The organism is Klebsiella ornithinolytica NBRC 105727 = ATCC 31898, from assembly GCF_001598295.1.
In the GTDB taxonomy this organism is placed as follows: domain Bacteria; phylum Pseudomonadota; class Gammaproteobacteria; order Enterobacterales; family Enterobacteriaceae; genus Klebsiella; species Klebsiella ornithinolytica.
This window is the reverse complement of record NZ_BCYR01000004.1, coordinates 128,497-155,426: the sequence shown is the minus strand read 5'-3', so window position 1 is coordinate 155,426 and position 26,930 is coordinate 128,497. Positions and strand designations below refer to the sequence as shown.

The 26,930-nt window shown below is 54.2% G+C and carries 26 protein-coding genes, 1 tRNA gene and 1 pseudogene; 15 read left to right on the top strand and 13 right to left on the bottom strand.

Annotation, left to right across the window (positions count from 1 at the left end; genetic code table 11):
* Positions 1–150: 150 nt before the first annotated feature.
* The 5 genes from frdA (at position 151) to ROR01S_RS10570 (ending at position 4,087) form a co-directional block, all read left to right on the top strand.
* On the top strand, positions 151–1,941 hold the full coding sequence (frdA, locus tag ROR01S_RS10590) for a fumarate reductase (quinol) flavoprotein subunit (protein ID WP_004856991.1): 1,791 nt from the start codon (positions 151–153) through the stop codon (positions 1,939–1,941).
* Complete coding sequence (gene frdB / locus ROR01S_RS10585) at positions 1,934–2,668, top strand: fumarate reductase iron-sulfur protein (protein ID WP_004856988.1); 735 nt, start codon at positions 1,934–1,936, stop codon at positions 2,666–2,668. The genes frdA and frdB overlap by 8 nt, the downstream gene beginning before the upstream one ends.
* Positions 2,669–2,678: 10 nt before the next feature.
* Positions 2,679–3,074 (top strand): fumarate reductase subunit FrdC, encoded by a 396-nt coding sequence (frdC, locus tag ROR01S_RS10580; RefSeq protein ID WP_004856985.1) that lies wholly within the window; start codon positions 2,679–2,681, stop codon positions 3,072–3,074.
* 10 nt (positions 3,075–3,084) lie between these two features.
* Positions 3,085–3,444, top strand: a complete 360-nt coding sequence (gene frdD, locus ROR01S_RS10575; protein WP_004856982.1) for a fumarate reductase subunit FrdD — start codon at positions 3,085–3,087, stop codon at positions 3,442–3,444.
* A gap of 112 nt (positions 3,445–3,556) precedes the next feature.
* The gene (locus ROR01S_RS10570) at positions 3,557–4,087 is read left to right on the top strand and encodes a lipocalin family protein (protein ID WP_004856979.1); all 531 of its coding nucleotides are present in this window, start codon (positions 3,557–3,559) and stop codon (positions 4,085–4,087) included.
* Here ROR01S_RS10570 and sugE read toward each other — a convergent pair whose 3' ends face one another.
* From sugE to efp, 4 genes are all read right to left on the bottom strand, one after another.
* Complete coding sequence (gene sugE, locus ROR01S_RS10565; protein WP_004856976.1) at positions 4,088–4,405, bottom strand: quaternary ammonium compound efflux SMR transporter SugE; 318 nt, start codon at positions 4,403–4,405, stop codon at positions 4,088–4,090.
* Between the two features lie 140 nt (positions 4,406–4,545).
* On the bottom strand, positions 4,546–4,692 hold the full coding sequence (gene ecnB, locus ROR01S_RS10560; protein ID WP_004097935.1) for a lipoprotein toxin entericidin B: 147 nt from the start codon (positions 4,690–4,692) through the stop codon (positions 4,546–4,548).
* Positions 4,693–4,865: 173 nt separating this feature from the next.
* Complete coding sequence (locus ROR01S_RS10555; RefSeq protein ID WP_004856972.1) at positions 4,866–4,997, bottom strand: entericidin A/B family lipoprotein; 132 nt, start codon at positions 4,995–4,997, stop codon at positions 4,866–4,868.
* Between the two features lie 103 nt (positions 4,998–5,100).
* Positions 5,101–5,667 carry an elongation factor P gene (efp, locus tag ROR01S_RS10550; RefSeq protein WP_004856970.1) on the bottom strand — a complete coding sequence of 189 codons (567 nt, stop codon included), beginning with the start codon at positions 5,665–5,667 and terminating at the stop codon, positions 5,101–5,103.
* A 40-nt stretch (positions 5,668–5,707) separates the two neighbouring features.
* Here efp and epmB point away from each other — a divergent pair, with 40 nt between their 5' ends.
* Positions 5,708–6,739: an EF-P beta-lysylation protein EpmB gene (epmB, locus tag ROR01S_RS10545; protein ID WP_064359452.1), complete on the top strand. Its 1,032-nt coding sequence runs from the start codon at positions 5,708–5,710 to the stop codon at positions 6,737–6,739.
* A 108-nt stretch (positions 6,740–6,847) separates the two neighbouring features.
* Here the strand turns inward: epmB and ROR01S_RS10540 are convergent, their stop codons facing one another.
* From ROR01S_RS10540 to ROR01S_RS10530, 3 genes are all read right to left on the bottom strand, one after another.
* Positions 6,848–7,201, bottom strand: coding sequence for a DUF4156 domain-containing protein (locus ROR01S_RS10540; protein ID WP_004856962.1), 354 nt, complete (start codon positions 7,199–7,201; stop codon positions 6,848–6,850).
* A gap of 133 nt (positions 7,202–7,334) precedes the next feature.
* Positions 7,335–8,981 carry a chaperonin GroEL gene (groL, locus tag ROR01S_RS10535; protein ID WP_004856960.1) on the bottom strand — a complete coding sequence of 549 codons (1,647 nt, stop codon included), beginning with the start codon at positions 8,979–8,981 and terminating at the stop codon, positions 7,335–7,337.
* A 39-nt stretch (positions 8,982–9,020) separates the two neighbouring features.
* Positions 9,021–9,314, bottom strand: coding sequence for a co-chaperone GroES (locus ROR01S_RS10530; RefSeq protein ID WP_003855929.1), 294 nt, complete (start codon positions 9,312–9,314; stop codon positions 9,021–9,023).
* Between the two features lie 229 nt (positions 9,315–9,543).
* Here ROR01S_RS10530 and yjeH point away from each other — a divergent pair, with 229 nt between their 5' ends.
* Positions 9,544–10,806 (top strand): L-methionine/branched-chain amino acid transporter, encoded by a 1,263-nt coding sequence (gene yjeH, locus ROR01S_RS10525; RefSeq protein WP_004856950.1) that lies wholly within the window; start codon positions 9,544–9,546, stop codon positions 10,804–10,806.
* A gap of 91 nt (positions 10,807–10,897) precedes the next feature.
* On the opposite strand, the gene ROR01S_RS10520 is transcribed toward yjeH, so the two are convergent.
* Complete coding sequence (locus tag ROR01S_RS10520) at positions 10,898–11,368, bottom strand: FxsA family protein (RefSeq protein WP_004856948.1); 471 nt, start codon at positions 11,366–11,368, stop codon at positions 10,898–10,900.
* Between the two features lie 339 nt (positions 11,369–11,707).
* Here ROR01S_RS10520 and aspA point away from each other — a divergent pair, with 339 nt between their 5' ends.
* The 7 genes from aspA to ROR01S_RS10485 all read left to right on the top strand — a co-directional run bounded on the left by aspA (position 11,708) and on the right by ROR01S_RS10485 (position 19,808).
* Positions 11,708–13,144, top strand: coding sequence for an aspartate ammonia-lyase (gene aspA / locus ROR01S_RS10515; RefSeq protein ID WP_004856946.1), 1,437 nt, complete (start codon positions 11,708–11,710; stop codon positions 13,142–13,144).
* 117 nt (positions 13,145–13,261) lie between these two features.
* Positions 13,262–14,545, top strand: coding sequence for an anaerobic C4-dicarboxylate transporter (locus ROR01S_RS10510; protein WP_064359451.1), 1,284 nt, complete (start codon positions 13,262–13,264; stop codon positions 14,543–14,545).
* A 94-nt stretch (positions 14,546–14,639) separates the two neighbouring features.
* Positions 14,640–14,963, top strand: a complete 324-nt coding sequence (gene cutA, locus ROR01S_RS10505) for a divalent cation tolerance protein CutA (protein ID WP_004856939.1) — start codon at positions 14,640–14,642, stop codon at positions 14,961–14,963.
* Complete coding sequence (locus tag ROR01S_RS10500; RefSeq protein ID WP_064359450.1) at positions 14,939–16,741, top strand: protein-disulfide reductase DsbD; 1,803 nt, start codon at positions 14,939–14,941, stop codon at positions 16,739–16,741. The genes cutA and ROR01S_RS10500 overlap by 25 nt, the downstream gene beginning before the upstream one ends.
* Before the next feature lie 35 nt (positions 16,742–16,776).
* The gene (locus ROR01S_RS10495) at positions 16,777–17,352 is read left to right on the top strand and encodes a transcriptional regulator (protein WP_015585335.1); all 576 of its coding nucleotides are present in this window, start codon (positions 16,777–16,779) and stop codon (positions 17,350–17,352) included.
* Positions 17,353–17,529: 177 nt separating this feature from the next.
* Positions 17,530–19,617, top strand: coding sequence for a DUF1176 domain-containing protein (locus tag ROR01S_RS10490; protein ID WP_064359449.1), 2,088 nt, complete (start codon positions 17,530–17,532; stop codon positions 19,615–19,617).
* A gap of 115 nt (positions 19,618–19,732) precedes the next feature.
* Positions 19,733–19,808, top strand: a tRNA-Phe gene (locus ROR01S_RS10485).
* Between the two features lie 715 nt (positions 19,809–20,523).
* Here ROR01S_RS10485 and ROR01S_RS27520 read toward each other — a convergent pair.
* A pseudogene (locus ROR01S_RS27520) lies at positions 20,524–20,701 on the bottom strand (IS1 family transposase); the annotation flags it as partial.
* Positions 20,702–21,145: 444 nt separating this feature from the next.
* Here ROR01S_RS27520 and ROR01S_RS10480 point away from each other — a divergent pair.
* Entirely contained in the window at positions 21,146–22,456 is a 1,311-nt protein-coding gene (locus ROR01S_RS10480; protein ID WP_064359448.1) for an L-cysteine desulfidase family protein, read from the top strand.
* A 168-nt stretch (positions 22,457–22,624) separates the two neighbouring features.
* Here the strand turns inward: ROR01S_RS10480 and ROR01S_RS10475 are convergent, their stop codons facing one another.
* The 4 genes from ROR01S_RS10475 to ROR01S_RS10460 all read right to left on the bottom strand — a co-directional run bounded on the left by ROR01S_RS10475 (position 22,625) and on the right by ROR01S_RS10460 (position 26,691).
* Positions 22,625–23,617, bottom strand: a complete 993-nt coding sequence (locus ROR01S_RS10475) for a D-cysteine desulfhydrase (protein WP_015585338.1) — start codon at positions 23,615–23,617, stop codon at positions 22,625–22,627.
* 63 nt (positions 23,618–23,680) lie between these two features.
* Complete coding sequence (locus tag ROR01S_RS10470) at positions 23,681–24,067, bottom strand: RidA family protein (protein ID WP_015585339.1); 387 nt, start codon at positions 24,065–24,067, stop codon at positions 23,681–23,683.
* Between the two features lie 25 nt (positions 24,068–24,092).
* Positions 24,093–25,511: a Na+/H+ antiporter NhaC family protein gene (locus tag ROR01S_RS10465; protein ID WP_015585340.1), complete on the bottom strand. Its 1,419-nt coding sequence runs from the start codon at positions 25,509–25,511 to the stop codon at positions 24,093–24,095.
* Positions 25,504–26,691 (bottom strand): trans-sulfuration enzyme family protein, encoded by a 1,188-nt coding sequence (locus ROR01S_RS10460; RefSeq protein WP_048025256.1) that lies wholly within the window; start codon positions 26,689–26,691, stop codon positions 25,504–25,506. Before ROR01S_RS10460 ends, ROR01S_RS10465 begins: the two co-directional genes overlap by 8 nt.
* Positions 26,692–26,930 lie beyond the last annotated feature (239 nt).

Sequence of the window (26,930 nt, the reverse complement as noted above, 5' to 3'; positions counted from 1 at the left end):
GAACTGATAAACCGGCGCACATATTGACAAAAAAATCGAACACATCAATTTTCCCCATCAACCCTACGGCTATACTCCTTTACCTATAAAGGAGCAGTGATACTTTTTCGCCAGTCCGGCGGCGAAATATACAAAAACTGGAGGAATGTCGTGCAAACTTTTCAAGCCGATCTTGCTGTTATTGGCGCTGGCGGAGCTGGTCTTCGCGCCGCTATTGCCGCGGCGCAGGCAAATCCACATGCCAAAATCGCACTGATTTCAAAAGTCTATCCCATGCGCAGCCATACCGTTGCGGCCGAGGGAGGTTCTGCTGCCGTTGCACAGGATCATGACAGCTTTGAGTACCATTTTCACGACACCGTCGCCGGTGGCGACTGGCTCTGCGAGCAGGATGTCGTCGATTACTTTGTCCACCACTGCCCCACGGAAATGACCCAGCTTGAGCAGTGGGGATGTCCATGGAGCCGCCGTCCGGACGGTAGCGTCAACGTGCGCCGCTTCGGGGGGATGAAAATCGAACGTACGTGGTTTGCCGCCGATAAGACCGGCTTCCATATGCTGCATACCCTGTTCCAGACCTCCCTCCAGTTCCCCCAAATCCAACGCTTCGATGAACACTTCGTCCTCGACATTCTGGTCGACGATGGTCAGGCCCGTGGCCTGGTGGCGATGAATATGATGGAAGGTTCGCTGGTCCAAATCCGCGCAAATGCGGTGGTTATGGCGACCGGCGGCGCGGGACGTGTTTATCGCTACAACACCAACGGCGGCATCGTTACCGGCGACGGGATGGGCATGGCGCTGAGCCACGGCGTACCGCTGCGCGATATGGAGTTTGTTCAGTATCACCCAACCGGCCTGCCCGGCTCCGGTATTCTGATGACGGAAGGCTGTCGCGGTGAAGGCGGTATTCTGGTTAACAAAAATGGCTACCGCTATCTGCAGGATTACGGCATGGGTCCGGAAACGCCGCTGGGTGAGCCTAAAAACAAATATATGGAGCTCGGTCCGCGCGACAAAGTCTCCCAGGCCTTCTGGCACGAATGGCGTAAAGGTAACACCATCCCGACGCCGCGCGGCGACGTGGTCTATCTCGACCTGCGGCATCTCGGTGAGAAAAAGCTGCTTGAACGCCTGCCGTTTATCTGCGAGCTGGCCAAAGCCTATGTCGGCGTTGACCCGGTGAAAGAGCCGATTCCGGTCCGTCCGACCGCCCACTACACGATGGGCGGCATTGAAACCGACCAGCAGTGTGAAACGCGGATTAAAGGCCTGTTCGCGGTTGGCGAATGTTCTTCCGTCGGCCTGCATGGCGCCAACCGCCTCGGCTCCAACTCGCTGGCAGAGCTGGTGGTATTTGGCCGCCTCGCCGGTGAACAAGCGATGAAGCGCGCCGCACAAGCCGGTGAAATGAACGTTGCGGCGCTGGACGCGCAGGCCGCCGATGTAGAAAAACGGCTGAAAGATCTCGTTAATCAGGAAGGTAACGAGAACTGGGCGAAAATTCGCGATGAAATGGGGCTGTCGATGGAAGAAGGCTGCGGTATCTATCGCACGCCGGAACTGATGCAGAAAACCATCGATAAGCTGGCGGAGTTGCAGGAGCGCTTTAAGCGCGTGCGCATTACCGACAACTCCAGCGTCTTCAACACCGACCTGCTCTACACCATCGAACTGGGCCATGGCCTGAACGTTGCCGAATGTATGGCGCACTCCGCTATTGCACGTAAAGAGTCACGCGGCGCGCACCAGCGCCTGGATGAAGGCTGCACCGAACGTGATGATGTCAATTTCCTCAAACATACGCTGGCTTTCCGCGATGCAGATGGCACCACACGCCTGGAGTACGGCGAGGTGAAAATCACCACTCTGCCGCCGGCGAAACGCGTATATGGCGCAGAAGCGGAAGCAGCCGAGAAGAAGGAGACGGCAAATGGCTGAGATGAAGAACCTCAAAATTGAAGTGGTGCGCTACAACCCGGAAGTGGACGCCGCACCGCACAGCGCGTTCTATGAAGTGCCTTATGATGAGCAAACCTCGCTGCTCGACGCGCTGGGTTACATCAAAGATAACCTTGCGCCGGACCTCAGCTATCGCTGGTCCTGCCGCATGGCGATCTGCGGTTCCTGTGGGATGATGGTCAATAAAGTGCCGAAACTGGCCTGTAAAACTTTCCTGCGCGAATACACCAAGGGCATTAAGGTTGAGGCGCTGGCCAACTTCCCGATTGAGCGCGATCTGGTGGTCGATATGACCCACTTTATCGAGAGCCTGGAGGCCATTAAGCCCTATATTATTGGCAACCCGCGCACACCGGATCAGGGGCCAAACAAGCAAACTCCGGCGCAAATGGCCAAATACCATCAGTTCTCCGGCTGTATCAACTGCGGCCTGTGCTACGCCGCCTGCCCGCAGTTTGGTCTTAATCCGGAGTTTATCGGCCCGGCGGCCATCACCCTCGCCCATCGCTACAACGAAGACAGTCGCGACCACGGCAAGAAGGAGCGCATGGCGCAGCTTAACGGTCAGAACGGCGTCTGGACCTGTACCTTCGTGGGCTATTGCTCGGAAGTCTGTCCGAAGCATGTCGATCCGGCAGCCGCCATTCAGCAGGGCAAGGTAGAAAGCTCGAAAGACTTTCTTATCGCGACCCTGAAACCACGCTAAGGAGTGCATGATGACGACTAAACGCAAACCCTACGTGCGGCCGATGACGTCCACCTGGTGGAAAAAACTGCCGTTTTATCGCTTCTATATGGTGCGTGAAGGAACCGCAGTGCCAACGGTATGGTTCAGTATCGTGCTGATTTACGGTCTGTTTGCCCTGAAGCATGGCGCAGAAAGCTGGGCTGGCTATGTGGGCTTCCTGCAAAACCCGGTGGTGGTGGTCCTGAACCTTATCACCCTGTGTGCCGCCCTGCTGCACACAAAAACCTGGTTTGAGCTGGCGCCGAAAGCCGCCAATATCATTATTAAGGGTGAAAAAATGGGGCCAGAGCCGGTGATTAAAGGGCTTTGGGTGGTGACCGCGCTGGTGACCGTGGTGATCCTGTTTGTTGCCCTGTTCTGGTAAGGAGGCTGAAATGATCAATCCCAACCCGAAACGTTCCGATGAACCGGTATTCTGGGGGCTGTTTGGCGCAGGTGGCATGTGGGGCGCGATTGTCGCTCCGGTCATGGTGCTACTGGTCGGTATTCTGCTGCCGCTAGGCCTGGCGCCAGGCGATGCATTCAGCTACGAACGCGTGCTGGGCTTTGCCCAGAGCTTTGTGGGCCGCGCCTTTATCTTCCTGATGATCGTCCTGCCGCTGTGGTGCGGGCTACACCGCATCCATCACGCCATGCACGACCTGAAAATTCACGTTCCGAATGGTAAGTGGGTCTTCTACGGCCTGGCCGCGATCCTGACCGTTGTGACGCTGATTGGCGTGTTATTCATTTAACCTCCCTGAAGCCCGGTAGCATTCTGTTATCGGGCTCTCTTTTGCAGAAAATATCCCCACTTTTCTCCAGACAGAATCTACACTTAGCTAAAAAGCCAGCAAGGAAAATGCTATGCGTGTGCTGCCTGTTATTGCGGTTGTTGCCGCCTCGTTTCTGCTTGTTGCCTGTAGCACGCCAACGCCGCCACCAGGCGTAACGGTGGTCAGTCCATTTGATACCCAGCGCTATCTCGGCACCTGGTATGAAATAGCCCGCTTCGACCATCAGTTTGAAAGTGGTCTTGAAAAAGTGACCGCCACCTACAGCCTGCGCGATGATGGCGGACTAGATGTGGTAAACAAAGGCTATAACCCCGACCGGGGCATGTGGCAGAAAACCGATGGCGTGGCCTACTTCACCGGCCAGCCTACCCGAGCAGCGCTGAAAGTCTCCTTTTTCGGCCCTTTCTACGGCGGCTACAACGTGATCGCCCTGGATAAAGATTATCGCTACGCGCTGGTCTGCGGGCCAGACCGCGATTATCTCTGGCTACTGGCCCGCTCGCCGAAAGTCTCACCGGAAGTGAAACAGCAGATGCTGGACATCGCCACCCGACAGGGCTTCGACGTCAGCAAACTTATCTGGGTTAACCAGCGCTATTAGTCAGTGCGCGCTGATTTTCAGCCCGATAATACCGACAACGATACACGCCAGGCTGGCAATACGCATGGCGCTGGCGGACTCGCCCAGCAGGACGATCCCGGTGATCGCCGCGCCTACTGCGCCAATTCCCGTCCACACCGCATAGGCGGTGCCGACAGGCAGCGTTTTCATCGCCCATGACAGCAGCGCCATGCTAAGTACCATAGCCACAATCGTGATCACGCTTGGCACCAGGCGACTAAAACCGTGGGTGTATTTCAGACCAACCGCCCAGACCACTTCCAGCAGACCGGCGATAAACAAGATAAACCAGGACACAAAACCCCCTTGATGGGGCCGTCCCCGAATGCGATACGCTTACAGGTCGTCCCGTAAGGTGTGGATGAAAGCACGGAGATTATAACCAGCAGCAGGGACGATGGAAAGAACGGTACGGCCAGTCACCGTACCGTCAGGGTCTATTGCTGAGCTTTTGTCGCAGCCCCAGAAATGGCACTGCCGCCTTCTGAAATATCCTGACCCACACCACGTGTTGTATTACATGCGGTCAGCACAGAAGAGAGGGCCAAAACCGTAAAGAACGCTGCAATTGCTTTTTTCACCATAATGTCATCCTTATTACCAGTTTTAGTTATCGTGCCCTATAAGCATAGACAACCTGACCCAGGATGGCGGAATCTCAGCGTTTTTTAAGAGAAAAGGAGAGAATTAGCGGAAGGTGTAAGCGAAACGGTACAGCGAAGCGGTGATCAAAGCAAAAGATCGGCCAAAAAGGCGCTTAGCTGACCGCACGCGAAATCGCATGCCCCAGCCCCTGGATGTCTTCGCCAACGCCGCGGGCGGTATTGCATCCGGTAAGCAACGTTGCGCTCAGAGAGAGCACCAGCAGAAGTTTTATCGCGTTGTTCATCTTCCCTGCCTGCGGTTAATGACCTGCGGTTTCCCTAACGGCTATTTCCTTAACGGCTATAGCAGGCGCAGCACGCTGCTGCGCCAACCCTCTATGGCATGAATTACTTCACGCGGGATACGTATTCGCCAGAGCGGGTATCCACTTTGATGACTTCGCCAATCTGAACGAACAGCGGAACTTTAACCACTGCGCCAGTAGACAGCGTCGCCGGTTTACCGCCGGTACCTGCGGTATCGCCTTTCAGGCCTGGATCGGTTTCCACGATTTCCAGCTCAACGAAGTTCGGCGGGGTGACGGAGATAGGCTGGCCGTTCCACAGGGTCACGATGCACTCAGCCTGATCCAGCAGCCATTTTGCGTTATCGCCTACGGCTTTCGCATCGGCAGCCAGCTGCTCGAAAGTGGAGTTGTTCATGAAGTGATAGAACTCACCGTCGTTGTACAGGTAGGTCAGGTTCATATCAACAACGTCTGCGCCTTCGGCGGAATCGGTAGATTTGAAGGTTTTCTCTACGCGAGTCCCGGTCAGCAGACGGCGCAGCTTAACGCGGGCAAAAGCCTGGCCTTTGCCTGGTTTTACGAATTCACTGGCTTCAACGGCATAAGGTTCGCCGTCCATCATGATTTTAAGACCGGCACGAAAATCGTTGCTATAGTAAGTCGCCATAAGGCCCTCTAAATTTGTTAATTGGTAGCTAAGCCACAAAATGGCGCATATTGTAACCCTAAATACCCCATCCAGAGAAGATTGGTTAACGCAACTTGCAGATGTTGTGACCAGTCCCGATGAACTGCTGCATCTTTTAAATGTAGACGCTGACGCGAACTTGCTGGCGGGACGCGAGGCAAAACGCCTCTTCGCCCTGCGCGTGCCGCGGGCATTTATCGCCCGTATGGAGCAGGGGAATCCCAACGATCCCCTGCTTCGTCAGGTACTTACCTCGCAAGATGAGTTTATTTCAGCACCGGGTTTTTCCACCGATCCGCTGGAAGAACAGCACAGCGTGGTACCCGGTCTGCTGCATAAATACCGCAACCGGGCGCTGCTGCTGGTCAAGGGCGGCTGCGCGGTAAATTGCCGCTATTGCTTCCGCAGACACTTCCCTTATGCCGAAAATCAAGGCAATAAGCGTAACTGGCAGGCGGCGCTGGAGTACATTGCCGCGCATCCGCAGCTCGATGAAATTATTTTTTCCGGCGGCGACCCGCTGATGGCGAAAGATCATGAGCTGGACTGGCTGCTCACCCAGCTGGAAGCTATCCCGCATATTAAGCGTCTGCGCATTCACAGCCGCCTGCCTGTCGTCATCCCGGCGCGGATTACCGATGCGCTGGCCGCACGCTTTGCCAGCTCATCGCTGCAGGTGCTGCTGGTCAATCATATTAACCACGCCAATGAAATTGATGCCGATTTCCGCGCTGCGATGGCGCGCTTGCGTCAAGCCGGTGTCACGCTGTTGAATCAAAGCGTTCTGCTGCGCGGCGTCAACGACAATGCACACACGCTGGCCGCTCTGAGCAATGCCCTGTTCGATGCTGGCGTCATGCCTTATTACCTGCACGTGCTGGATAAAGTCCAGGGCGCGGCCCATTTTATGGTCGAAGATGAAGAGGCCCGGGCCATTATGCGCGAACTGCTGACGTTGGTTTCAGGTTATATGGTACCAAGACTGGCACGGGAAATCGGCGGTGAGCCAAGTAAGACGCCGCTGGATTTGGGCTTAAAACAACATTCGTGAAAAGGTCTGCCGGGGAAAAGCTGGCAGACCTCCGATTCACAGCCTGACTGAACGCGCGGAGATCGCCCGAGCCTCTCTTACCCTCGTCGGAAGAGGCCCGGAATCACATCAGTTCGGGCACTTATAGACCTGGCCGTTCATTTCGCTATCGGTTGGCACAAAGCTCGACAGCAGGTTCTGCGTCGGGCTGCTCACGCCATAAATCACGTTGCCGCCCATCGCCGCAGCCTGGTTGCGCAGCGCGTTAGCTGCACCACGCATGGAGCCGCCTTCATCACCGTTCTGCCCGGACAGCCAGTTGCTCTGCTTGCCCGTCGCGGTCCCCAACAGCTGGCAATCCGCACCCGGCTTATCTTCAACAAAGCGTACGCTCTGTCCGCCTGAGCTCAGTTCGTTGCTGGAACTGCAACCCGCTAACAATAATGCTGCGCCGACAATCCCTGCTAAATATCTTACCTGCATGTTATTCCCCATGATCAATGAGCTGGACGCGCTGGCCCGGATGTACACCTTATACTAAAAAGATGAGAAAAAGAAAAACCCCCGAGCATTTCTGCCCGGGGGTTTCTTTGTTTCTAAGGGGTATAGCGCACGATTACATCATGCCGCCCATACCGCCCATGCCACCCATGCCGCCAGCAGCGCCTAAATCGGCTGCGTCGCTTTTCGGCAGGTCGGTCACCATGCACTCGGTGGTGATCATCAGACCAGCAACGGATGCAGCGTACTGCAGAGCAGAACGAGTCACTTTAGTCGGGTCCAGGATACCGAAGTCGATCATGTTGCCGTATTCTTCAGTTGCCGCGTTATAACCGTAGTTGCCTTCACCCGCTTTCACGTTGTTAGCAACAACAGACGGCTCTTCGCCGGCGTTTGACACGATCTGACGCAGCGGAGCTTCCATTGCGCGCAGCGCAACTTTGATACCGACGTTCTGATCTTCGTTCTGAGCGGTCAGGCCAGCCAGTTTAGCGGCAACGCGAACCAGCGCAACACCACCACCAGCAACAACACCTTCTTCTACCGCAGCACGGGTTGCGTGCAGAGCATCGTCAACGCGCGCTTTTTTCTCTTTCATTTCAACTTCGGTAGCTGCACCGACTTTGATTACCGCAACGCCGCCAGCCAGTTTCGCTACGCGCTCCTGCAGTTTTTCACGGTCGTAGTCGGAAGTCGCTTCTTCGATCTGCTTACGGATCTGAGCAACGCGGCCCTGAATTGCGCCTTCTTCACCCACGCCATCGATGATGGTGGTGGTGTCTTTGTTGATCACAACGCGTTTTGCCTGACCCAGGTCTTCCAGAGTCGCTTTTTCCAGCTCCATACCGATCTCTTCTGAGATAACGGTACCGCCAGTCAGGGTAGCGATGTCCTGCAGCATAGCTTTACGACGGTCGCCGAAGCCCGGTGCTTTAACAGCAGCGACTTTCACGATACCGCGCATGGTGTTGACCACCAGAGTTGCCAGCGCTTCGCCTTCAACATCTTCAGCGATGATAACCAGCGGCTTGCCTGCTTTCGCAACGGCTTCCAGAACCGGCAGCATTTCGCGGATGTTGGAGACTTTTTTGTCAGCCAGCAGGATGAACGGGCTTTCCAGTTCAACAGCGCCAGTTTCCGGCTTGTTGATGAAATACGGGGAGAGGTAGCCGCGGTCGAACTGCATACCTTCAACGACGTCCAGTTCGTCTTCCAGACCGGTACCGTCTTCAACGGTGATAACGCCTTCTTTACCGACTTTGTCCATCGCTTCCGCGATCAGTTTACCTACGGTTTCATCGGAGTTAGCGGAGATGGTACCAACCTGAGCAATAGCTTTAGAGTCGGAGCACGGTACGGAGAGCGTTTTCAGTTCTTCAACGGCAGCCACGACAGCTTTGTCGATACCGCGTTTCAGATCCATCGGGTTCATGCCAGCAGCAACGGCTTTCAGGCCTTCTGCGATGATAGCCTGAGCCAGTACGGTTGCGGTGGTGGTACCGTCGCCTGCAGCGTCGTTCGCTTTAGAGGCAACTTCTTTCACCATCTGCGCACCCATGTTTTCGAACTTGTCTTCCAGCTCGATTTCACGCGCTACGGAAACACCATCTTTGGTGATGGTCGGTGCACCGAAAGATTTATCCAGAACCACGTTACGGCCTTTCGGGCCCAGGGTCACTTTCACTGCATCTGCCAGTACGTTCACGCCGCGCAGCATTTTTACACGAGCGTCGTTACCGAATTTTACGTCTTTAGCTGCCATTTTTTCTATTCCTCAAATTCGTTCAGTTTCGCGCGCGAATTACGCTTCAACAATTGCCAGAATGTCGCTTTCAGACATGATCAGCACTTCTTCATTGTCGATTTTTTCAGATTTCACACCGTAGCCGTCGTTGAAAATAACGATGTCGCCAACTTTAACGTCCAGCGGCTGCACAGTTCCGTTTTCCAGGATGCGGCCCTTACCGACAGCGATGATTTCGCCACGAGTTGATTTGGCTGCCGCAGAACCGGTCAGAACGATGCCGCCTGCAGATTTGGTTTCAACTTCTTTACGTTTGACGATCACACGATCATGTAACGGACGAATACTCATTGATAGCTCTCCTTTGAGAAAGTCATTATCAGTTATGGGTGACACCGGCCCGTATACGGTTTTCCGGCTAGTGCCTGAGAGATGGGGGTGGGTTTTCGCGCTTCAAGGGGGGAAGTTAAAAAAAAATTTTCCGCGTGCGCTAACGCACAGAAACAGATGCAGGTCTGCCACCGTCATAAGCAAAAACGATTGTGATACCATCGATCTTTTGTCACGGCAGGATGGCATCATGAGTGGTTTAAAACAGGAGTTAGGTCTGGCTCAGGGAGTGGGGCTGCTTTCTACGTCGCTACTTGGCACCGGCGTTTTCGCCGTTCCCGCTCTTGCCGCGCTGGTTGCGGGAGATAACAGCCTGTGGGCGTGGCCCGCGCTTATTCTGCTGGTCTTCCCGATCGCGATCGTCTTTGCCGTTCTTGGTCGCCACTTCCCCAGCGCGGGCGGCGTGGCGCACTTCGTCAATATGGCGTTTGGTGGCCATATGGAACGCGTCACCGGCTGGCTGTTCCTGTCGGTCATTCCGGTTGGGCTACCGGCGGCGCTGCATATCGCCACCGGCTTCGGTCAGGCGTTGTTTGGCTGGCACGACAGCCAGCTGCTGCTCGCGGAGCTGGGTACGCTGGCCATCGTCTGGTGGGTCGGGTCGCGGGGCGCAAGCTCCAGCGCGAATCTACAAACGCTGGTAGCGGTTCTGATCGTCGCGCTGATCGCCGCTATCTGGTGGCGCGGCGGGATTAGCCCGGCGCAAATTCCCTTTCCGGCGCCGGAAGATATCGATCGCTCCCGGCTTTTTGCCGCCCTGTCGGTGATGTTCTGGTGTTTCGTCGGCCTTGAAGCCTTCGCCCACCTGGCATCGGAATTTAAACGCCCGGAGCGCGATTTCCCCCGTGCGCTAATGATCGGTCTGCTGCTGGCGGGCTCCGTTTACTGGGCCTGTACCGTACTGGTCCTGCATTTTCACGCCTTCGGCAGCGATATGGCCGCCGCCGCATCGCTGCCCAATATCGTGGTGCGTCTGTTTGGCGTGCAGGCGCTGTGGATCGCCTGCGTCATTGGCTATCTTGCCTGCTTCGCCAGCCTCAATATCTATATTCAGAGCTTTGCCCGTCTGGTCTGGTCGCAGGCGCAATACAAGCCAGAAAGCTACCTCGCCCGCCTCTCGCCGCAGCAAATCCCACGCAATGCGCTCAACGTGGTGCTGGGCTGCTGTGTCATCAGCACGCTAGGCATCTACTGGCTGGATATCGACCTTGATGCGCTGATCGTCTATGCCAACGGCATCTTTATTATGATTTATCTGCTGTGCATGCTGGCGGGCTGCCGGTTGCTGCGGGGGCGCTATCGGGTTCTGGCGTTCATCGGGAGCCTGCTCTGCCTGTTGTTACTGGCGATGGTCGGCTGGAAAAGCCTGTACGCCCTGCTGGTTATGGCCGCGCTGTGGCTGTGGCTGCCAAAGCGCCGTGCGGCAGCACTGCCCTCCCCTCATCGGAAATGAAACATCGCATAAAAAAAGCCGGATAGCGCAACGCATATCCGGCTCATCATCTTTATTACCGTATCAGACCGGCCATGCCGGGGCTGATGGCTTAGCGGTCGTCTTTGTGATCCAGACGGTCGCGCTCTTCATCTTTGCGCTGGTACTCCCCGTCAAAGGTCTCACCGCCTCCGGTTCCGGCGCTAAAACCACCGCCGGGCATCCGGCTAAAGCGCAGGTGCGGCATCAGCTTCAGGGTCAGGTGTTTTTGCACCGGCGGCAGCAGGAGCAGCAGGCCGAGGAAATCGGTAAAGAACCCCGGCAGCAAGAGCAGCAGACCGGCAATAATCAGCGATACGCTTTTAATCATTTCTGCAGCCGGGCTTTCACCAGCCGCCATTTTCTGCTGCATCAGCATAAAGTTTTTAAAGCCCTGGTTGCGCACCAGCGACATACCGACCACCGAGCTAAAGATCACCAGAATCAGCGTCAACAGAACGCCAAGCACGTGAGCCACCTGGATAAAGATCGATATCTCAATGTAAACGTATAAAAAAATGGCAATAAACGGAATCCAACGCACTGGCGTCTCCTTCATTAGCGGGGTTCACTATCGGCCCCCGCAGTCATCGGTGTGCTTTTCGCATTACATCAATATTGGGCTAAAACAGCGCATTTCAATCGGCAGAAGCGCTTATTTTTTTTCAAGAACGGCAAAGCGGTGACTCATTTCACAGATTAATAATTCTTATACCCTTCTCGACATAATAAGTGATCAAGGTTGCTGACATTCGCTATCATCAGCATATGATCGTGGGCACCGGGCCGATTAAGGAAATAATCTTCGGCAAGAAAATGCGCAAAATCCCATAAATTCTGCGTATTTGGTGAATTCATTGGCAGCTTGAAAAAGAAGGTTCACATGTTAAACAACATTCGTATCGAAGAAGACCTGTTGGGTACCAGGGAAGTTCCAGCTGACGCCTACTATGGTGTTCATACTCTGAGAGCGATTGAAAACTTCTACATCAGCAATAGCAAAATCAGCGATATCCCTGAGTTCGTGCGCGGCATGGTGATGGTCAAAAAGGCCGCCGCGATGGCCAACAAGGAACTGCAAACCATTCCTAAAAGCGTCGCGAACACCATTATTGCCGCATGCGATGAAGTTCTGAATAACGGTAAATGCATGGACCAGTTCCCGGTTGATGTGTTCCAGGGCGGTGCAGGCACTTCCGTCAACATGAACACCAACGAAGTGCTGGCCAACATTGGCCTTGAGCTGATGGGTCATCAGAAAGGTGAATACCAGTACCTGAACCCGAACGACCACGTTAACAAATGCCAGTCCACCAACGATGCCTACCCGACCGGTTTCCGTATCGCGGTTTATGCGTCCCTGCTGAAATTAACCGACGCCATCAACCAGCTGGGTGACGGTTTCCAGAATAAAGCCGTCGAATTCCAGGATGTCCTGAAAATGGGGCGTACCCAGCTGCAGGACGCCGTGCCGATGACGCTCGGCCAGGAGTTCCACGCGTTTAATGTGCTGCTGAATGAAGAAATCAAAAGCATTCTGCGTACCGGAGAACTGCTGCTCGAAGTTAACCTCGGCGCCACCGCCATCGGTACGCGCCTGAATACACCGGATGGCTACCAGCAGCTGGCGGTACAAAAACTGGCGGAAGTCAGCGGCCTGCCGGTGGTTCCGGCGGAAGATCTGATTGAAGCCACCTCCGACTGCGGCGCCTACGTGATGGTACACAGCTCGCTGAAGCGTCTGGCGGTGAAACTGTCCAAAATCTGTAACGACCTGCGCCTGCTCTCTTCCGGCCCGCGCGCGGGTCTGAACGAAATCAACCTGCCAGAGCTGCAGGCGGGTTCATCGATCATGCCGGCGAAAGTTAACCCGGTCGTCCCGGAAGTGGTCAACCAGGTCTGCTTCAAGGTCATTGGCAACGACACCACGGTGACCATGGCCTCGGAAGCCGGTCAGCTGCAGCTGAACGTCATGGAGCCGGTTATTGGCCAGGCGATGTTTGAATCTATCCACATCCTGACTAACGCCTGCTATAACCTGCTGGAAAAATGCATTAACGGCATTACCGCCAACAAAGCGGTGTGCGAAGGCTATGTGTATAACTCCATCGGTATCGTCACCTATCTCAACCCGTTTATCGGCCACCACAATGGCGATATTGTCGGCAAGATTTGCGCCGAAACCGGCAAGAGCGTAAGGGAAGTGGTTCTGGAGCGTGGATTACTGACCGAAGCGGAACTGGACGATATTTTCTCGCCACAAAACCTGATGCATCCGGCCTATAAAGCGAAGCGTTATACCGATGAAAGCGAACAGTAAGCTTTCAGGTTAAACTACCCAGAGGCATGTCAGCAATGACATGCCTTTTTTGCATTTTTAGGTTTACTAAATCACAACAATTCAATATCAACTTGTTAAAAAACAAGGAAGGCGTATATGTTTGGTGCAGAACTCGTGATTGTCCTGCTGGCGATTTACCTGGGAGCCAGGCTCGGCGGTATCGGCATCGGCTTTGCCGGTGGTCTGGGCGTCCTCGTCCTGACGCTCCTCTTTCAAATCAAACCTGGCGCGATTCCCTTCGACGTCATTGAAATCATCATGGCGGTTATCGCCGCTATTGCCGCAATGCAGGTGGCCGGAGGCATGGATTATCTGGTCAGCCTTGCCGAGCGTATGCTCAGACGCCATCCGAAATACATTACCTTCCTTGCTCCGCTGGTCACCTGGTTTATGACCGTGCTGGCGGGAACCGGTCATACCGCGTTCTCTACCCTGCCGGTCATTACCGAGGTCGCCAAAGAACAGGGCATTCGCCCGTCCCGTCCGCTTTCTATCGCCGTCGTCGCCTCGCAGATTGCCATTACCGCCTCGCCGATTTCCGCTGCGGTGGTCTTTTTTGCCGGGATCCTCGAGCCGCTGGGCGTGAGCTATCTGACGCTGCTGGCCATCTGTATTCCGGTGACGCTGATTGCGGTAATGATCACCGCGGTGGTCTGTAACTTCCTCGGCTGCGAACTGAAAGACGATCCGATTTATCAGGAACGTCTGGCAAAAGGTGAAGTGAAGCTGCGCGGGAGCCAGGTTTTCGAGCTGAAACCTCATGCAAAGCGTTCGGTGCTGCTGTTTCTGATCGGCATCGTGGCGGTCATGTTCTACGCGACCGCCATCAGCGATACCGTCGGGCTGATTCAGAACCCGGTGCTGCCGCGTAACGAAGCGATCGTGGTGTTCATGCTGACCATCGCCACGTTGATTAGCGTCACCTGCAAAATCGACACCAGCGAAGTGCTCAACGCCAGCACCTTTAAATCCGGGATGAGCGCCTGCGTCTGCGTCCTGGGCGTCGCCTGGCTGGGCGATACCTTCGTCAAAGCGCATATCACCGACATCCAGACCGTAGCCGGCGACCTGCTGCACAACTATCCGTGGCTGCTGGCGGTAGTGCTGTTCTTCGCCGCGACCCTGCTCTACAAAGCGCTGATGCCGGCTGCGCTGCTGCTTGGCGTCACCCCGCTGACCGCCATCGCCTCGTTTGCTGCCGTCTCCGCGCTGTTCGTGCTGCCAACCTATCCTACGCTGCTGGCGGCGGTCGAAATGGACGACACCGGGTCAACGCGTATCGGCAAGTATGTCTTTAACCATGCGTTCCTGATCCCAGGGGTGATTGCCATCACCCTGTGCGTCATTCTGGGTTTCATTATCGGCGGCATCATGCTGTAAATCTGCTTAAATTCGGGCCAGTTTCCTGGCCCGTTTCATTATTCCCCTCATCGTGCGTGCTATAGTGCCTCTTTTCGCTGATACGAGGTTCACGATGACTACGCCTGATGCTGTTGTTGTTCTCTGTACCGCGCCGGATGAAGCCACCGCCCAGGATCTGGCGGCCAAAGTGCTGGCCGAAAAGCTCGCCGCCTGTGCCACACTTCTGCCTGGAGCGACATCGCTCTACTACTGGGAAGGCAAGCTGGAGCAGGAGTATGAAGTGCAAATGCTGCTGAAAACCGACCGGGCTCACCAGCAGGCGTTACTGGATTGCCTGAAGTCCCATCACCCGTATCAAACCCCCGAATTACTGGTTTTACCCGTCACTCACGGAGACACTGATTACCTCTCATGGCTCAACGCATCATTACGCTGATTCTGCTGCTCTGCAGCACATCCGCTTTCGCCGGCTTATTTGACGCCCCCGGGCGCTCTGACTTTGTTCCCGCAGACCAGGCTTTTGCCTTTGATTTCCAGCAGAGCCAGCGGGACGTCAACCTGACCTGGCAAATCAAAGAGGGTTACTACCTCTACCGCCAGCAGATAAAACTGACGCCGGCGAATGCCACCCTCGCCGCATCGGCGCTACCGCCCGGCACGTGGCATGAGGATGAGTTTTACGGCAAGAGTGAGATTTACCGCCAGCGGCTCACCATCCCGGTCACGCTGAGCGAGGCGGAACAAGGCGCGACGCTCACCGTGACATATCAGGGCTGCGCCGATGCGGGTTTCTGCTATCCGCCGGAGACAAAAGTGGTGCCGCTTCGCACGGTACTGGCCGTATCCAACGGCGAGTCGGTCCCCGCCCATCCGGCGCTCCCCTCGTCCGGGCAACCCAAATTTAATCCGCCGCTGCCGGTTGAAAAGCGTCCTGAGCTGGCGACCAAACCCGAGCAGCCTGCCCGGCAGGAGAAGAGCGACGCCGGCGAGAATGCGCCAGCCAGCCTGCCCTTCTCCGCGCTATGGGCGCTGCTGATAGGTATCGGTATCGCCTTCACGCCGTGCGTGCTGCCGATGTATCCGCTGATCTCGGGTATTGTCCTCGGCGGAAAACAGCGACTCTCTACCGGGCGAGCGCTGCTGCTGGCCTTTATCTACGTGCAGGGGATGGCGCTCACCTATACCGCGCTGGGACTGGTGGTCGCCGCCGCCGGTTTGCAGTTTCAGGCGGCGTTGCAGCATCCGTACGTACTGATTGGCCTGTCTGCGGTCTTTATCCTGCTGGCGCTGTCGATGTTTGGTCTGTTCACGCTGCAGCTGCCCTCATCGCTGCAAACCCGCCTGACGCTGATGAGCAACAAACGCCAGGGCGGTTCACCCGGCGGCGTCTTTGCGATGGGAGCCATTGCCGGACTGATCTGTTCGCCCTGCACCACCGCGCCGCTGAGCGCCATCCTGCTGTATATTGCCCAGAGCGGCAACCTGTGGCTCGGCGGCGGCACGCTGTATTTGTATGCGCTGGGCATGGGGCTGCCGCTGATCCTGGTCACCGTATTTGGCAACCGTCTGTTGCCGAAGAGCGGCCCGTGGATGAGCCATGTGAAGACCGCATTCGGTTTTGTGATCCTGGCGCTTCCGGTCTTTTTGCTGGAGCGTATCGTCGGCGAACCCTGGGGCCTGCGCCTGTGGTCGCTGCTGGGCGTGGCCTTCTTTAGCTGGGCTTTTATTACCGCGCTCGGCGCATCCCGCCCCTGGCTGCGCCTCGTGCAAATCATCATGCTCGGTGCGGCGCTGGTCAGCGCACGTCCGCTGCAGGACTGGGCTTTTGGCGAGCCGGTAGCCCGGCAGCAGTCACCGCTGTCCTTTACGCGGATCGGTAACGTCGCGGAGCTCGACCAGGCGCTGGCGCTGGCAAAGGGTAAACCGGTTATGCTCGACCTGTACGCCGACTGGTGCGTCGCCTGCAAAGAGTTCGAAAAATACACCTTTAGCACGACCGAAGTACAACAGGCCCTGAAAGAGACCGTTCTGTTGCAGATAGACGTGACGAAGAACAGCGCCGAGGATGTGGCTCTGCTGAAACACCTGAAGGTGCTCGGCTTGCCGACCATTCTGTTCTTTAACAGGCAGGGCGAAGAGCAGCCCGCGCAGCGCGTCACCGGGTTTATGGATGCGGCGACATTCAGCGCCCATTTGCACGATTGGCAACCGTGAACGACACTTTAGGAGGAAAAATGGAGGAGAAGACCGTGCAACGTGAAGATGTCCTGGGTGAAGCCATACAAATTCTCGAAATTGAAGGTATTGCCAACACCACGCTGGAAATGGTCGCCGAACGCGTCTCTTACCCGCTCGCTGACCTCAAGCGTTTCTGGCCCGATCGTGAAGCGCTGCTGTACGATGCGCTGCGTTACCTCAGTCATCAGGTTGATGCCTGGCGTCGTCAGCTGCTGCTCGACGACACGCTCACGCCGGAGCAAAAGCTGCTGGCGCGCTACGGCGCATTAACCCAATGCGTGAGCAACCATCGCTATCCCGGTTGCCTGTTTATCGCCGCCTGCACCTTTTATCCGGATGCCCAGCACCCTATCCATCAGCTGGCGGAGCAACAAAAGCAGGCTTCTCTGGCCAATACCCACGAACTGCTGACCCAGCTGGAAGTGGACGACCCGGCAATGGTGGCCAAACAGATGGAGCTGATTGTTGAAGGCTGCCTGAGCCGTCTGCTGATAAAACGCAGTCAGGCCGATGTCGATACCGCCCAACGCCTGGCAGAAGATATTCTGCGCTTTGCCCAATGTCGGGCGGGTGGCGCCTTAACCTGATTGCGCTTTTACCGACGTTAAGCCGCCCATCTCTCCCCGGAAGAGGACGCGTCAGGGCAGCCGTGTCCTCATGACCTACGGCAGGTCATGAGGTACCGCACCCGTTGTCAACAAAGATGCAACTTGAAGTGCGAAGGGTATAATTCCCCCTACATCGATATGTCTACAGGGATTTATATGCGTCCTCTCCTATGGGCTGCCATCATGGGGCTATGCCCTGCATCGCTCCTGGCCGCGCCTGTTCAGGGTTTTTCTTTCGCGCATAAAGACTGGGAAGTCGCCTGCGATAATACCGGCACCTGTCGGGCCGCAGGTTATGGCGTCAACATGGGGGAAATCAGCGTCCTGTTGACCCGTAATGCGGGCGCCGGACAGCGCGTAAGCGCTCAGGTGACCTTCGCCCAGACCGATCATGATATTCCCCAGGACGCCACGGTTAACCTGCTGATCGACAACCAGGATCGCGGTACGCTGGAGGCCAAAGACGACAGCCATTTTCGCTTCGACAGCAGCCAAACCGCCGCCCTGATTCAGGCGCTGGAGCATGATAATCGTATCGAAATTGCCCTTAACGGCCAGCGTAAACCGCTCTCCAGCGCGGGCAGCAGCGCGGTGTTTCTGAAGATTGATGAGTTTCAGCAGCGTCTGGGCAGCGCAGATGCGCTGGTGCGAAAAGGCGATGCCGACGATGACAACACGCTCAGCGCCGTTCCGGCTCCGGAAATTATCGCCGCCCCGACGCTCCGCAACGCCCAGAGCGAACCGCTGACGGCAAAACAGCGACAGAAGCTGCTGCCAGAACTGACCCCGTTGCTGAACAGCCGCTGTGATGACTGGCAAAATAAAGATATTCCGCCTCAGGAACGGCAGATAACCACAACCCCTCTCGATAAAACCCATTCACTCATCGAGGCCCTGTGCTGGCGCGCCGCATATAACGACGGGTACGCAATGTGGGTGGTGGAAAATACCCCTCTCGCTAAACCACAGCCGATCACCACCGATGCATCCAGCTATGCCGATGGCGTGATCACCTTTTTCACCAAAGGGCGCGGCATCGCCGACTGCGTCAACGGTGAGGAGCGGGTGTGGGACGGCAGAACCTTCGTGCAGAGTCTGAAATACACGACCGGCATGTGTCGTGAAATCACGCCTGGCGGCACCTGGATGCTGCCCACGTTCGTCAGTCAGGTGCGGCCAAAACAGCAGAAGGATGCCGATAATCTGGCGCTCAAGGCGCTGTATAACGCGGTGCTGAAAGAGCAAAAGAGCAACCCGGAACTGGCGTTGAAAAAAGTTGCCGGGCAGTTCCCGCTCACCGGGCACGTCACGAATTTTACGCTGACCTACGCGGATGACTCTCTGGTATCGACCAACAAACCCGCGGTCGATATCAGCGACGATGAGTGGCAGGCTTTTCTTCACTCCGATATCAGCGCCGACTCAGAAAACGGTAAGGTCAGCTTCACGCTGGTCGATCTTGATAATGACGGTAAGCGCGATTTAATCATCGACAGCTATATCGGCGGGACCGCGCTCTTCAGCTACACCGGCGTGCTGAGGCGGGGGGATAATACGTTTGATACCGTAGATCATAGCGATACCGATGACGACGATGATTTCGATGCTGGCGTACCCGGGGCGCTGTTTTCCCTCAACGGCCGCGGCGCCAATCAGTGGAACCAGTGGGTCAGAATCAACGGCCAGGTGTATGCACTGTGGTACAACGGCCAGTTCGGCGAAGACAACCTGTATCTGCTGCGCCCCTTCAGCCCGACGGACAGGAGTCCTGCCGTGACGATTCGCTATCGCTACAGGCTGGAGACGCTAAGTTCACCGGAAAAAGATCGGCCGCTGACTCCGGCGCTCACGGCACAGGAGCGGGACGATTTACTCAAATCGCTGGAACTGATGCAAAGCAACCTGCTGAAAGATAAAAAAGGTCACGCGGAAGACGGGCCCATCTGCCCTATCCCGCCCGGTACATCATCAGATGAAGCGGATAACTACTACAGCGGCGTCGCCTCTTACTACGTCTATGAAACGGTGGCCTATATCCCCGTCTGGCTCGGTGGGAAATGCTTTATTGGTACCGTCATCAGCCATCATGGCGCCTACCGCCACGGCGTCGATGCGGAAATTATGATCGGCTCGCCGCGGGAAGACGAAGACCTCATCGGCGGTTACTCCGTATCCGGATTGCGCCGCGTTATCTCTGCCGTCAGCGGCTGGAAAATCCGCGAAGGTGACAACGGGATGATGTGATGAACCAGCAAAATGCCCCTTTCGCGGCAAAACTGCCGCAAAGTTAAGCAATCAGCAGGGAAATCAAGAAATTTGGTTGACGCACAGGATGGATTACGGTTTAATGCGCCCCGTTGCCCGGATAGCTCAGTCGGTAGAGCAGGGGATTGAAAATCCCCGTGTCCTTGGTTCGATTCCGAGTCCGGGCACCACTTATTTAAAGAAACCAGCCTGAGTGCTGGTTTTTTGCTTTCTGCAATACGGACTCTCCATCGAACTCCGTTCGATTATTCGCGGCATGCCGCTCACCCCTTCGGGGCCAGCGCGACAAGCGCGCTGTTCAACGCCTGCGGCGTGAGTCCGAGTCCGGGCACCACTTATTTAAAGAAACCAGCCTGAGGGCTGGTTTTTTGCTTTCTGCAATACGGACTCTCCATCGAACTCCGTTCGATTATTCGCGGCATGCCGCTCACCCCTTCGGGGCCAACGCGACAAGCGCGCTGTTCAACGCCTGCGGCGTTAGTCCGGGTCCGGGCACCACTATTTAGATGAACCCGCCTTTGGCGGTTTTTTTGCTTTCTGGGGTTCCGGTAGATTTCTGGTCGCCTTAGCACTGTAACCACCACTCGCCGCCTGAGCCTTTACCTTTAGCACCTCCCTGCCCTTCTGGTCGCTGTGCCAACGTCTGCTGGTCTTCACGCTGCCAATCAACACTATTTCCAACTTATAGCCTATCTCGTGGATTCATCACAGCAAGGCAGAATCCGGTCTTTGTCTGGTCTGGGGTAGGAAAGTATCATCGCTTCGATTCTGATATGTGCAAAACATTACCGTGCCGACAGGCTTGTTCAACCCCTCACAACCCTGGGAAGGATTCCCAACCTTGTTCACGGTTCTCAATACAATCAGTTACCAGCCCTCCTTCAATCAACTTACTCCCTTCTCCAGTAAGTGATGCGGGTTACAGGGATGCTTACACTCACCAATGATCTTATTGTGCATTGCCTCTGACTTCGAAAAGCAGATGGTCTTGCGCGCAGGCCGCAGCCAGCAGGTTAAGATTATGTCGTTCTATTCTCTGGGTGTATTTTTTGCTGATAGCATGGCTGGTTGAGGCCTGCGACACAGACCCGGCTTCGGTCATATAGAAGGTAAAGTTAGCGCCGTCAGGTCTCAGGCATTAATTACAGCGATAAAGCTGCCTGAACTGGAATGACCGCTTCGGATTACACCATGAGTTTCAGAACAACGGGGAGGAACTACATCAATGCCTGCCATCAATCACCCAGAAGACAAAAAACACAACAACATTAAATTTGCGTCACGACTCTAAAAAGCCATAAAAAAGAATTTTTTTCTCTCTCGAAGCACGTTCACAAACTAAAGATGCAACTTTTTTCTCTGGCGGGTGCGGTAATATTCTTACTATCGTTTCTGTCGTTCGGAGCTACGTCGTTCTGACAAACTCGGGCTGCAGACGCAAATCAAGGTCGAGAACACACTCAATAACTCGACGGACATTTTTCTGTACCGACCCAGAGGCTCAGTCATGTCACACCGGGAAAACCGTGTTGAATGGAACGCGTTTATTAATGCTCTGAAACAGGAAGTCAAACCCGCTTTAGGCTGTACCGAACCCGTATCGGTTGCCCTCGCCTGCGCCGTAGCGGCGCAGCAGCTGCCAGGCGCAATTGTGCGTATCGAAGTAGCAGTCTCGCCAAACTTAATGAAAAACGGTATGGGTGTGACAATCCCGGGCACGGGAATGACCGGTCTGCCCATAGCAGCCGCCTTAGGCGCTATTGCAGGCGATCCGCAGGCTAAACTCGAAGTGCTCAAAAAAGCAACTAAGCGTGAGATTAACGCCGCCAGAGCTCTGCTGGAGGTCGGTGCTGTGCGCGTGTCGTTGCAGGAACCCTGTGATGAAATCATCTTCGTTCGTGCCAAAGTTTACGCCGGGGATCAGCACGCCACGGTAACTATCGTTGGCGACCATACCAACGTGGTGGCAATTGAAAAAATGGGGCAGTCTCTGTTTATCAAGCCAGAGAACAATACCTGCGAAGATACTATTAACCCGCTGGACAGGGTCGCCAGCAGCTCGCTGCGTGATATCTACAATTTCATTTGTGATATTCCCCCGGAAGAGCTCGATTTTATTCTCGACGCAGGATCGATGAACAACGCCCTTTCAAAAAAAGGTCTCGCAAAGGAGTGGGGGTTGCATATCGGCCCGACGCTGAAGCGCCAGGTCGACAAGGGGCTGGTTTCCGATGATATGTTTACCGAGATCCTCTACCGGACCAGCGCCGCGTCTGATGCCCGAATGGGCGGTGCAACGCTACCGGCAATGACCAACTCTGGTTCAGGCAATCAGGGTATAACGGCAACCATGCCGGTAGTGGTGGCCGCTGAACGTCTTAACGCCAGCCAGCAGCAACTGGCCCGTGCGCTGGCGCTCTCGCATCTGGTGGCTATCTATATCCACTGTAAACTTCCGCGGCTGTCGGCTTTGTGCGCCACTACAACCGCCGGTATGGGCGCTGCAGCGGGGATTATCTGGTTAATGGACGGCAGTTATGAAAACATAGCTATGGCGGTCAATAACATGATTGGCGACGTCAGCGGCATAATTTGCGATGGTGCTTCTGGCAGTTGTTCAATGAAAGTATCCACCAGTATCTCTTCTGCCTGGAAAGCAATTCTGCTGGCGCTGGATAATACTGTCGTTTCCGGAAACGACGGGATTGTCGAGCGTGATGTGGAAAACTCCATTTGTAATCTTTGTGCTATCGCCGGACAGGCCATGCAGCACACCGACCGACAAATTATCGAAATCATGGCGCACAAGCGTTATTAGACTGTTTGCGCGACACTAAATATTTCAGGTCGGGCAAGGTTGCCCGTCGTCGCCCGGCAGAAATCCCCTCAGACTCCCCCGTTTTATATTCCCTGACCATGACACGTAAAAAAACCACTCCGGCCCGCTGGCACTGGAGTGGTTTGAATTCTCGTTTAAAGCAGTAAATCAGACGTGAGGATAGTAAGCAAAGAGCGCTGGTGCGCCGCCGGTATGGATAAACATCACTGGCCCACTACCGTTGAAGCGCGATTTTTTCACGCCATCAATCAGACCTGCCATCGCCTTACCGGTGTATACCGGGTCTAACATGATGCCTTCCAGACGCGCCAGCAGTTCCACCGCATGCATCCCTTCGGTATTCGGCATGCCGTAGCGCGGTGCAAAGTAGTCATCCCACAGCGTCAGAGGCAACAATGACGCCACGTCCAGCATCGCGGATAATTCGCGCTGTAGCTTCTCCACTTTGGGCTGCTGATCACCAACAAGGCGAGAAACGGTCACGCCCACGACCTCCACATCAGGCTGGAAATGGGCAAAACCAACGGCTAACCCGGCATGCGTTCCTGCACTCCCGGAAGGTACCACCACGGACTGCACATTGAGATTCATCCGATCGCACTGTTCCGCTATCTCCAGCGCACATTCAACGTAGCCCAGTGAACCGAGAGCGTTTGAACCGCCGACAGGAACAATATAGGGCTTCGCTCCATTTGCCGAAAGCCTGGCACTAAACTGCTGCAACTGCGCGTCTGGATCGTTAAGTTCATCAACCATTTCAACCTTGCAGCCCATCAGGCTATATAGCAGATGATTGCCGTTCCAGAGATAGTTAGATTCTGCGGTTTGAATCGGGTTGTCCAGCAACGCCACGCATTTTAACCCAAGATGTGCGGCGACTGCCGCAGTCTGGCGTACGTGGTTGGATTGAATTGCCCCGGCGGTCACCAGCGTATCGCAACCTTTATTGAGGGCATCTGCCGCCAGAAACTCCAGCTTTCTGAGCTTATTGCCGCCCATACCAAGATGCGAAACATCGTCGCGTTTGATATAAATATCTCGCTGTAAATATTCCGACAGTCGCTTCAGATGCTGAACGGGCGTGACGCCCCCCACCAGCGAGACGCGCGGTAAGCTATGCAAATAGTTTTTTACAGACATAAACTTTCCCTTCAAATAAAAACGGCAGCTGATGAGCCGCCGTAGAGTCGTATTTACATTGAATTAGCTTTGCCAGGCCACTGCTTCAATTTCTACTTTCACATCTTTCGGTAGCCGGGCGACTTCTACACAAGAACGCGCAGGGAAAGAAGCATTATGCAGGGTGAAAAACTCAGCATAAGCATTATTGATTGCGGCAAACTCATTCAGATCTTTCACAAAAATATTAATTTTACAAATATTGTCGACCGTCAGTCCTCCGGCCTCAATAATAGCCTGAATATTTTCCAGGCTCTGCCGGGTTTGGCCTTCGGCGCACTCAGGAATGCTTCCCGTCTGCGGATTAATGGGCAACTGGCCAGAAGTAAAAATAAAATTACCGGTTCGCGCCCCCTGGATGTAGGGGCCAATTGCTTGTGGAGCATGTTCTGTCGTAATAACCTCAGTCATAGCCAATCCTTAAATAATGTTTGGGTTAAAGAGTAAAACCGACAATTAAATAGACAATGAGAGCAAGTCCTCCGGTCACCAGCGCATAAGGCATCTGAGTACGAATATGTTCAATATGGTCACAATTAGTCGCCATTGAGGCGACGATAGCATCGCTGGAGATGGGGGAAGTCATATCGCCAAAAATTGATCCTGAAATAGCTGCACCAATCATAAAATGCGGGTCAATGCCTAATGACACACCCAGTTGAACACCAATCGGGATCATAATGGCAAAGGTTCCCCATGAGGTACCTGTTGCCAGAGACATCACCGCCGCAATCAGGAAGATAAAACCGATGGAGAAGCCGGATGGAATCACACCGGAGGTTATAGAAGCAATATACTGCCCGGTATTCAGCTCCGCAGAAATATGTCCCATCAGGAAGGCCAGAATCATGATTGAGCTAATTTTAACCATGCTGGCATAGCCGATATACAGCTCTTTGAAAAAGTTCTCAACGTTGAGAATGCCGCGAACTTTGAACCAGATGAATGAGACCACGGTACCGAACATTACGCCGGAATAGACCGACATAGAGCCGCTGCCTTTGGAGAACTGCCCATCACCGGTGATATACAGAACAACAGGAACCATTAATACCGTGGAAAGAATCGGGATAAAGAAGTTCAGCAATGAATTACATGCCGGGTGGTCAATCACCGGATCTGCATCTTCTTCACCATGTTCTTGTTCTATTTCCGTCAGCGCAGTTTCAAACTTCACTTCAGCCTTTTTCATCGGGCCCCAGGTGCAGCCAGAGAGGATGTAAAAGAGAACGGAACCTAATGAGAACCAGGCCATGACATTCCAGACCATCGAACTGGCCAGCACCTCAAAAGGTTCGCCAGTAAGATAACCCTGCGCAATCTGTACGCCGATAACCCCCATCATCGCCGCCCCCCAGCCGTTGATCATCACTGATGAGCAGACGGAAACACAGGAGGTCTGGATAATGTAGGACATCTTTTCTGGCGAAACTTTGTAGCGTCGGGCAAGATTTTTAGTGGATGCACCAGCGATCAGCTGATTTATTGAACTCTCGATAAATATTAACGATGTCACCACCATTGCCAGCAACTGTACTGACTTTTTATTAGTGACAAAATCATTTTTCTCCGAGAGAAACTGCACCAGTTTACGCACACCGCCAGTCACCACAATCAGCCGCATAATGCCGCCGATCATCACCATAAACACAATCGTTCGCGTATTACCGGCGGAAGCAAATGTTTCTATGATCCCGTTCAGGGTACCGCCAACCCCCTGAATAATACTGTGGTTAATCACCGTGTAGCCGACGAAAATGCCGGTGAGCAGCGAGAGGATCACCTGGCGGGTAAGGATCGCCAGAATAATGGTGACCAGCGGGGTAATAATCGTCCAGATTCCATAATCATGCATGATAGTTACCCTGTGTGATGTCCATAGAAGCGAAGGCTATGTCCAGGTCCTGTAGCAGATCATCGATATGTTCAATGCCAACGGAAAAACGCAGCGTAGTGTCATAAACCCCGATGGCTTCCCGCTCTTCTTTTGACATCGAACCATGGGACATAGAAGCCGAATGGTTAATCATGCTTTCCACCCCACCCAGCGACTCCGCCAGCACAAAATAGTGCAGCCCACCGATAAAACGTTTAAGACTCTGGATATCACCCTTCAACGTCGCAGTTACCACCGCACCACCTGAGCGCATTTGAGCCTTGCACAACTGATGCTGAGGATGCGATGGCAGGCCAGGATAATAGACGCTGGCAATCGCCGGATGGTTTTCCAGATATTCCGCAACACGATGAGCGTTGCTGCACTGGCGTTCCATGCGCAGATCAAGCGTTTTCATACCGCGCAAGGCAAGATAGGCATCAAAAGGTGAGGCAATAGAACCGATAGTCGTTTTAATAAAGTCGAGTCGGGACGCTAAAGCTTCATTATTGGTAATTACCGCACCGCCAATTAAATCTGAATGCCCGCCGATATATTTACTGGTAGAGAGCATCACTATATCCGCTCCCATTTCGAGTGGTTTATGGTTCCAGGCGCTGGCAAAAGTATTATCGACACAGGTGGTGATAGCATGTTCTTTAGCAATACAGCAAACCTTCGCGATATCGACTAGTTCCAGCAACGGATTAGTTGGCGTTTCAATCCAGATTAAGGCCGTATTTTCCTGAATACTGTTAACCAGGCTTTGCTCATCATTAAGATCAATATAGGAAATAGTTGCGCCGGTGGTGTGAGTTTTTAGCTTCTCAAACAACCGCCAGGTTCCGCCATAGACACCTTTCATTGCAATAATATGGGCATCTTTAGGCAATAATTCCATCACGATATTCGTAGCAGCCATTCCCGAAGCCGTGGCTGTAGCATAAATTCCTCCTTCCAGTTCTGCCAGAGCAGATTCATAGGCTTTTCTCGTTGGATTAGAAACACGGGAATAACAAAAATCACCGCCTTCGTGAAGATTAGGTTGTATAAATGAGCTGGCTGTGACAATTGGGGTAAATATAGCGTTATTTACCGAATCGGACTGATTTCCGGCGTGAACGGCCAGAGTTGCAATATCTTTAGTTCTGGTTTTCATAGGGTACACTCAAACTATTATTAGTCATAAAATATCGTGAGCTTATATTTATGTGGTCAGCGAAGCTGGCGAATAAAACAACAACCAAAACCTCGTTTAATAGCCAGAGAATAGATGGCCATTTCATCATCAACATAGTGATTTGCGTCCTTCAACCACAGTTAAAATGTATATTAGGCAGGGAAGAAAATCTTACCTATTTTCCCTCTAATCAGGCAAAAATGGAGAAAAATATTCTC

What these genes read in the sequence shown, in the direction of transcription:
- frdB (WP_004856988.1), top strand. Translation starts at nt 1,934, where the DNA reads ATGGCTGAGATGAAGAACCTCAAAATTGAAGTGGTGCGCTACAACCCG.
- frdC (WP_004856985.1), top strand. Translation starts at nt 2,679, where the DNA reads ATGACGACTAAACGCAAACCCTACGTGCGGCCGATGACGTCCACCTGG.
- frdD (WP_004856982.1), top strand. Translation starts at nt 3,085, where the DNA reads ATGATCAATCCCAACCCGAAACGTTCCGATGAACCGGTATTCTGGGGG.
- ROR01S_RS10570 (WP_004856979.1), top strand. Translation starts at nt 3,557, where the DNA reads ATGCGTGTGCTGCCTGTTATTGCGGTTGTTGCCGCCTCGTTTCTGCTT.
- ecnB (WP_004097935.1), bottom strand. Translation starts at nt 4,692, where the DNA reads ATGGTGAAAAAAGCAATTGCAGCGTTCTTTACGGTTTTGGCCCTCTCT.
- ROR01S_RS10555 (WP_004856972.1), bottom strand. Translation starts at nt 4,997, where the DNA reads ATGAACAACGCGATAAAACTTCTGCTGGTGCTCTCTCTGAGCGCAACG.
- efp (WP_004856970.1), bottom strand. Translation starts at nt 5,667, where the DNA reads ATGGCGACTTACTATAGCAACGATTTTCGTGCCGGTCTTAAAATCATG.
- epmB (WP_064359452.1), top strand. Translation starts at nt 5,708, where the DNA reads ATGGCGCATATTGTAACCCTAAATACCCCATCCAGAGAAGATTGGTTA.
- ROR01S_RS10540 (WP_004856962.1), bottom strand. Translation starts at nt 7,201, where the DNA reads ATGCAGGTAAGATATTTAGCAGGGATTGTCGGCGCAGCATTATTGTTA.
- groL (WP_004856960.1), bottom strand. Translation starts at nt 8,981, where the DNA reads ATGGCAGCTAAAGACGTAAAATTCGGTAACGACGCTCGTGTAAAAATG.
- ROR01S_RS10530 (WP_003855929.1), bottom strand. Translation starts at nt 9,314, where the DNA reads ATGAGTATTCGTCCGTTACATGATCGTGTGATCGTCAAACGTAAAGAA.
- yjeH (WP_004856950.1), top strand. Translation starts at nt 9,544, where the DNA reads ATGAGTGGTTTAAAACAGGAGTTAGGTCTGGCTCAGGGAGTGGGGCTG.
- aspA (WP_004856946.1), top strand. Translation starts at nt 11,708, where the DNA reads ATGTTAAACAACATTCGTATCGAAGAAGACCTGTTGGGTACCAGGGAA.
- ROR01S_RS10510 (WP_064359451.1), top strand. Translation starts at nt 13,262, where the DNA reads ATGTTTGGTGCAGAACTCGTGATTGTCCTGCTGGCGATTTACCTGGGA.
- cutA (WP_004856939.1), top strand. Translation starts at nt 14,640, where the DNA reads ATGACTACGCCTGATGCTGTTGTTGTTCTCTGTACCGCGCCGGATGAA.
- ROR01S_RS10500 (WP_064359450.1), top strand. Translation starts at nt 14,939, where the DNA reads ATGGCTCAACGCATCATTACGCTGATTCTGCTGCTCTGCAGCACATCC.
- ROR01S_RS10490 (WP_064359449.1), top strand. Translation starts at nt 17,530, where the DNA reads ATGCGTCCTCTCCTATGGGCTGCCATCATGGGGCTATGCCCTGCATCG.
- ROR01S_RS10480 (WP_064359448.1), top strand. Translation starts at nt 21,146, where the DNA reads ATGTCACACCGGGAAAACCGTGTTGAATGGAACGCGTTTATTAATGCT.
- ROR01S_RS10475 (WP_015585338.1), bottom strand. Translation starts at nt 23,617, where the DNA reads ATGTCTGTAAAAAACTATTTGCATAGCTTACCGCGCGTCTCGCTGGTG.
- ROR01S_RS10470 (WP_015585339.1), bottom strand. Translation starts at nt 24,067, where the DNA reads ATGACTGAGGTTATTACGACAGAACATGCTCCACAAGCAATTGGCCCC.
- ROR01S_RS10465 (WP_015585340.1), bottom strand. Translation starts at nt 25,511, where the DNA reads ATGCATGATTATGGAATCTGGACGATTATTACCCCGCTGGTCACCATT.
- ROR01S_RS10460 (WP_048025256.1), bottom strand. Translation starts at nt 26,691, where the DNA reads ATGAAAACCAGAACTAAAGATATTGCAACTCTGGCCGTTCACGCCGGA.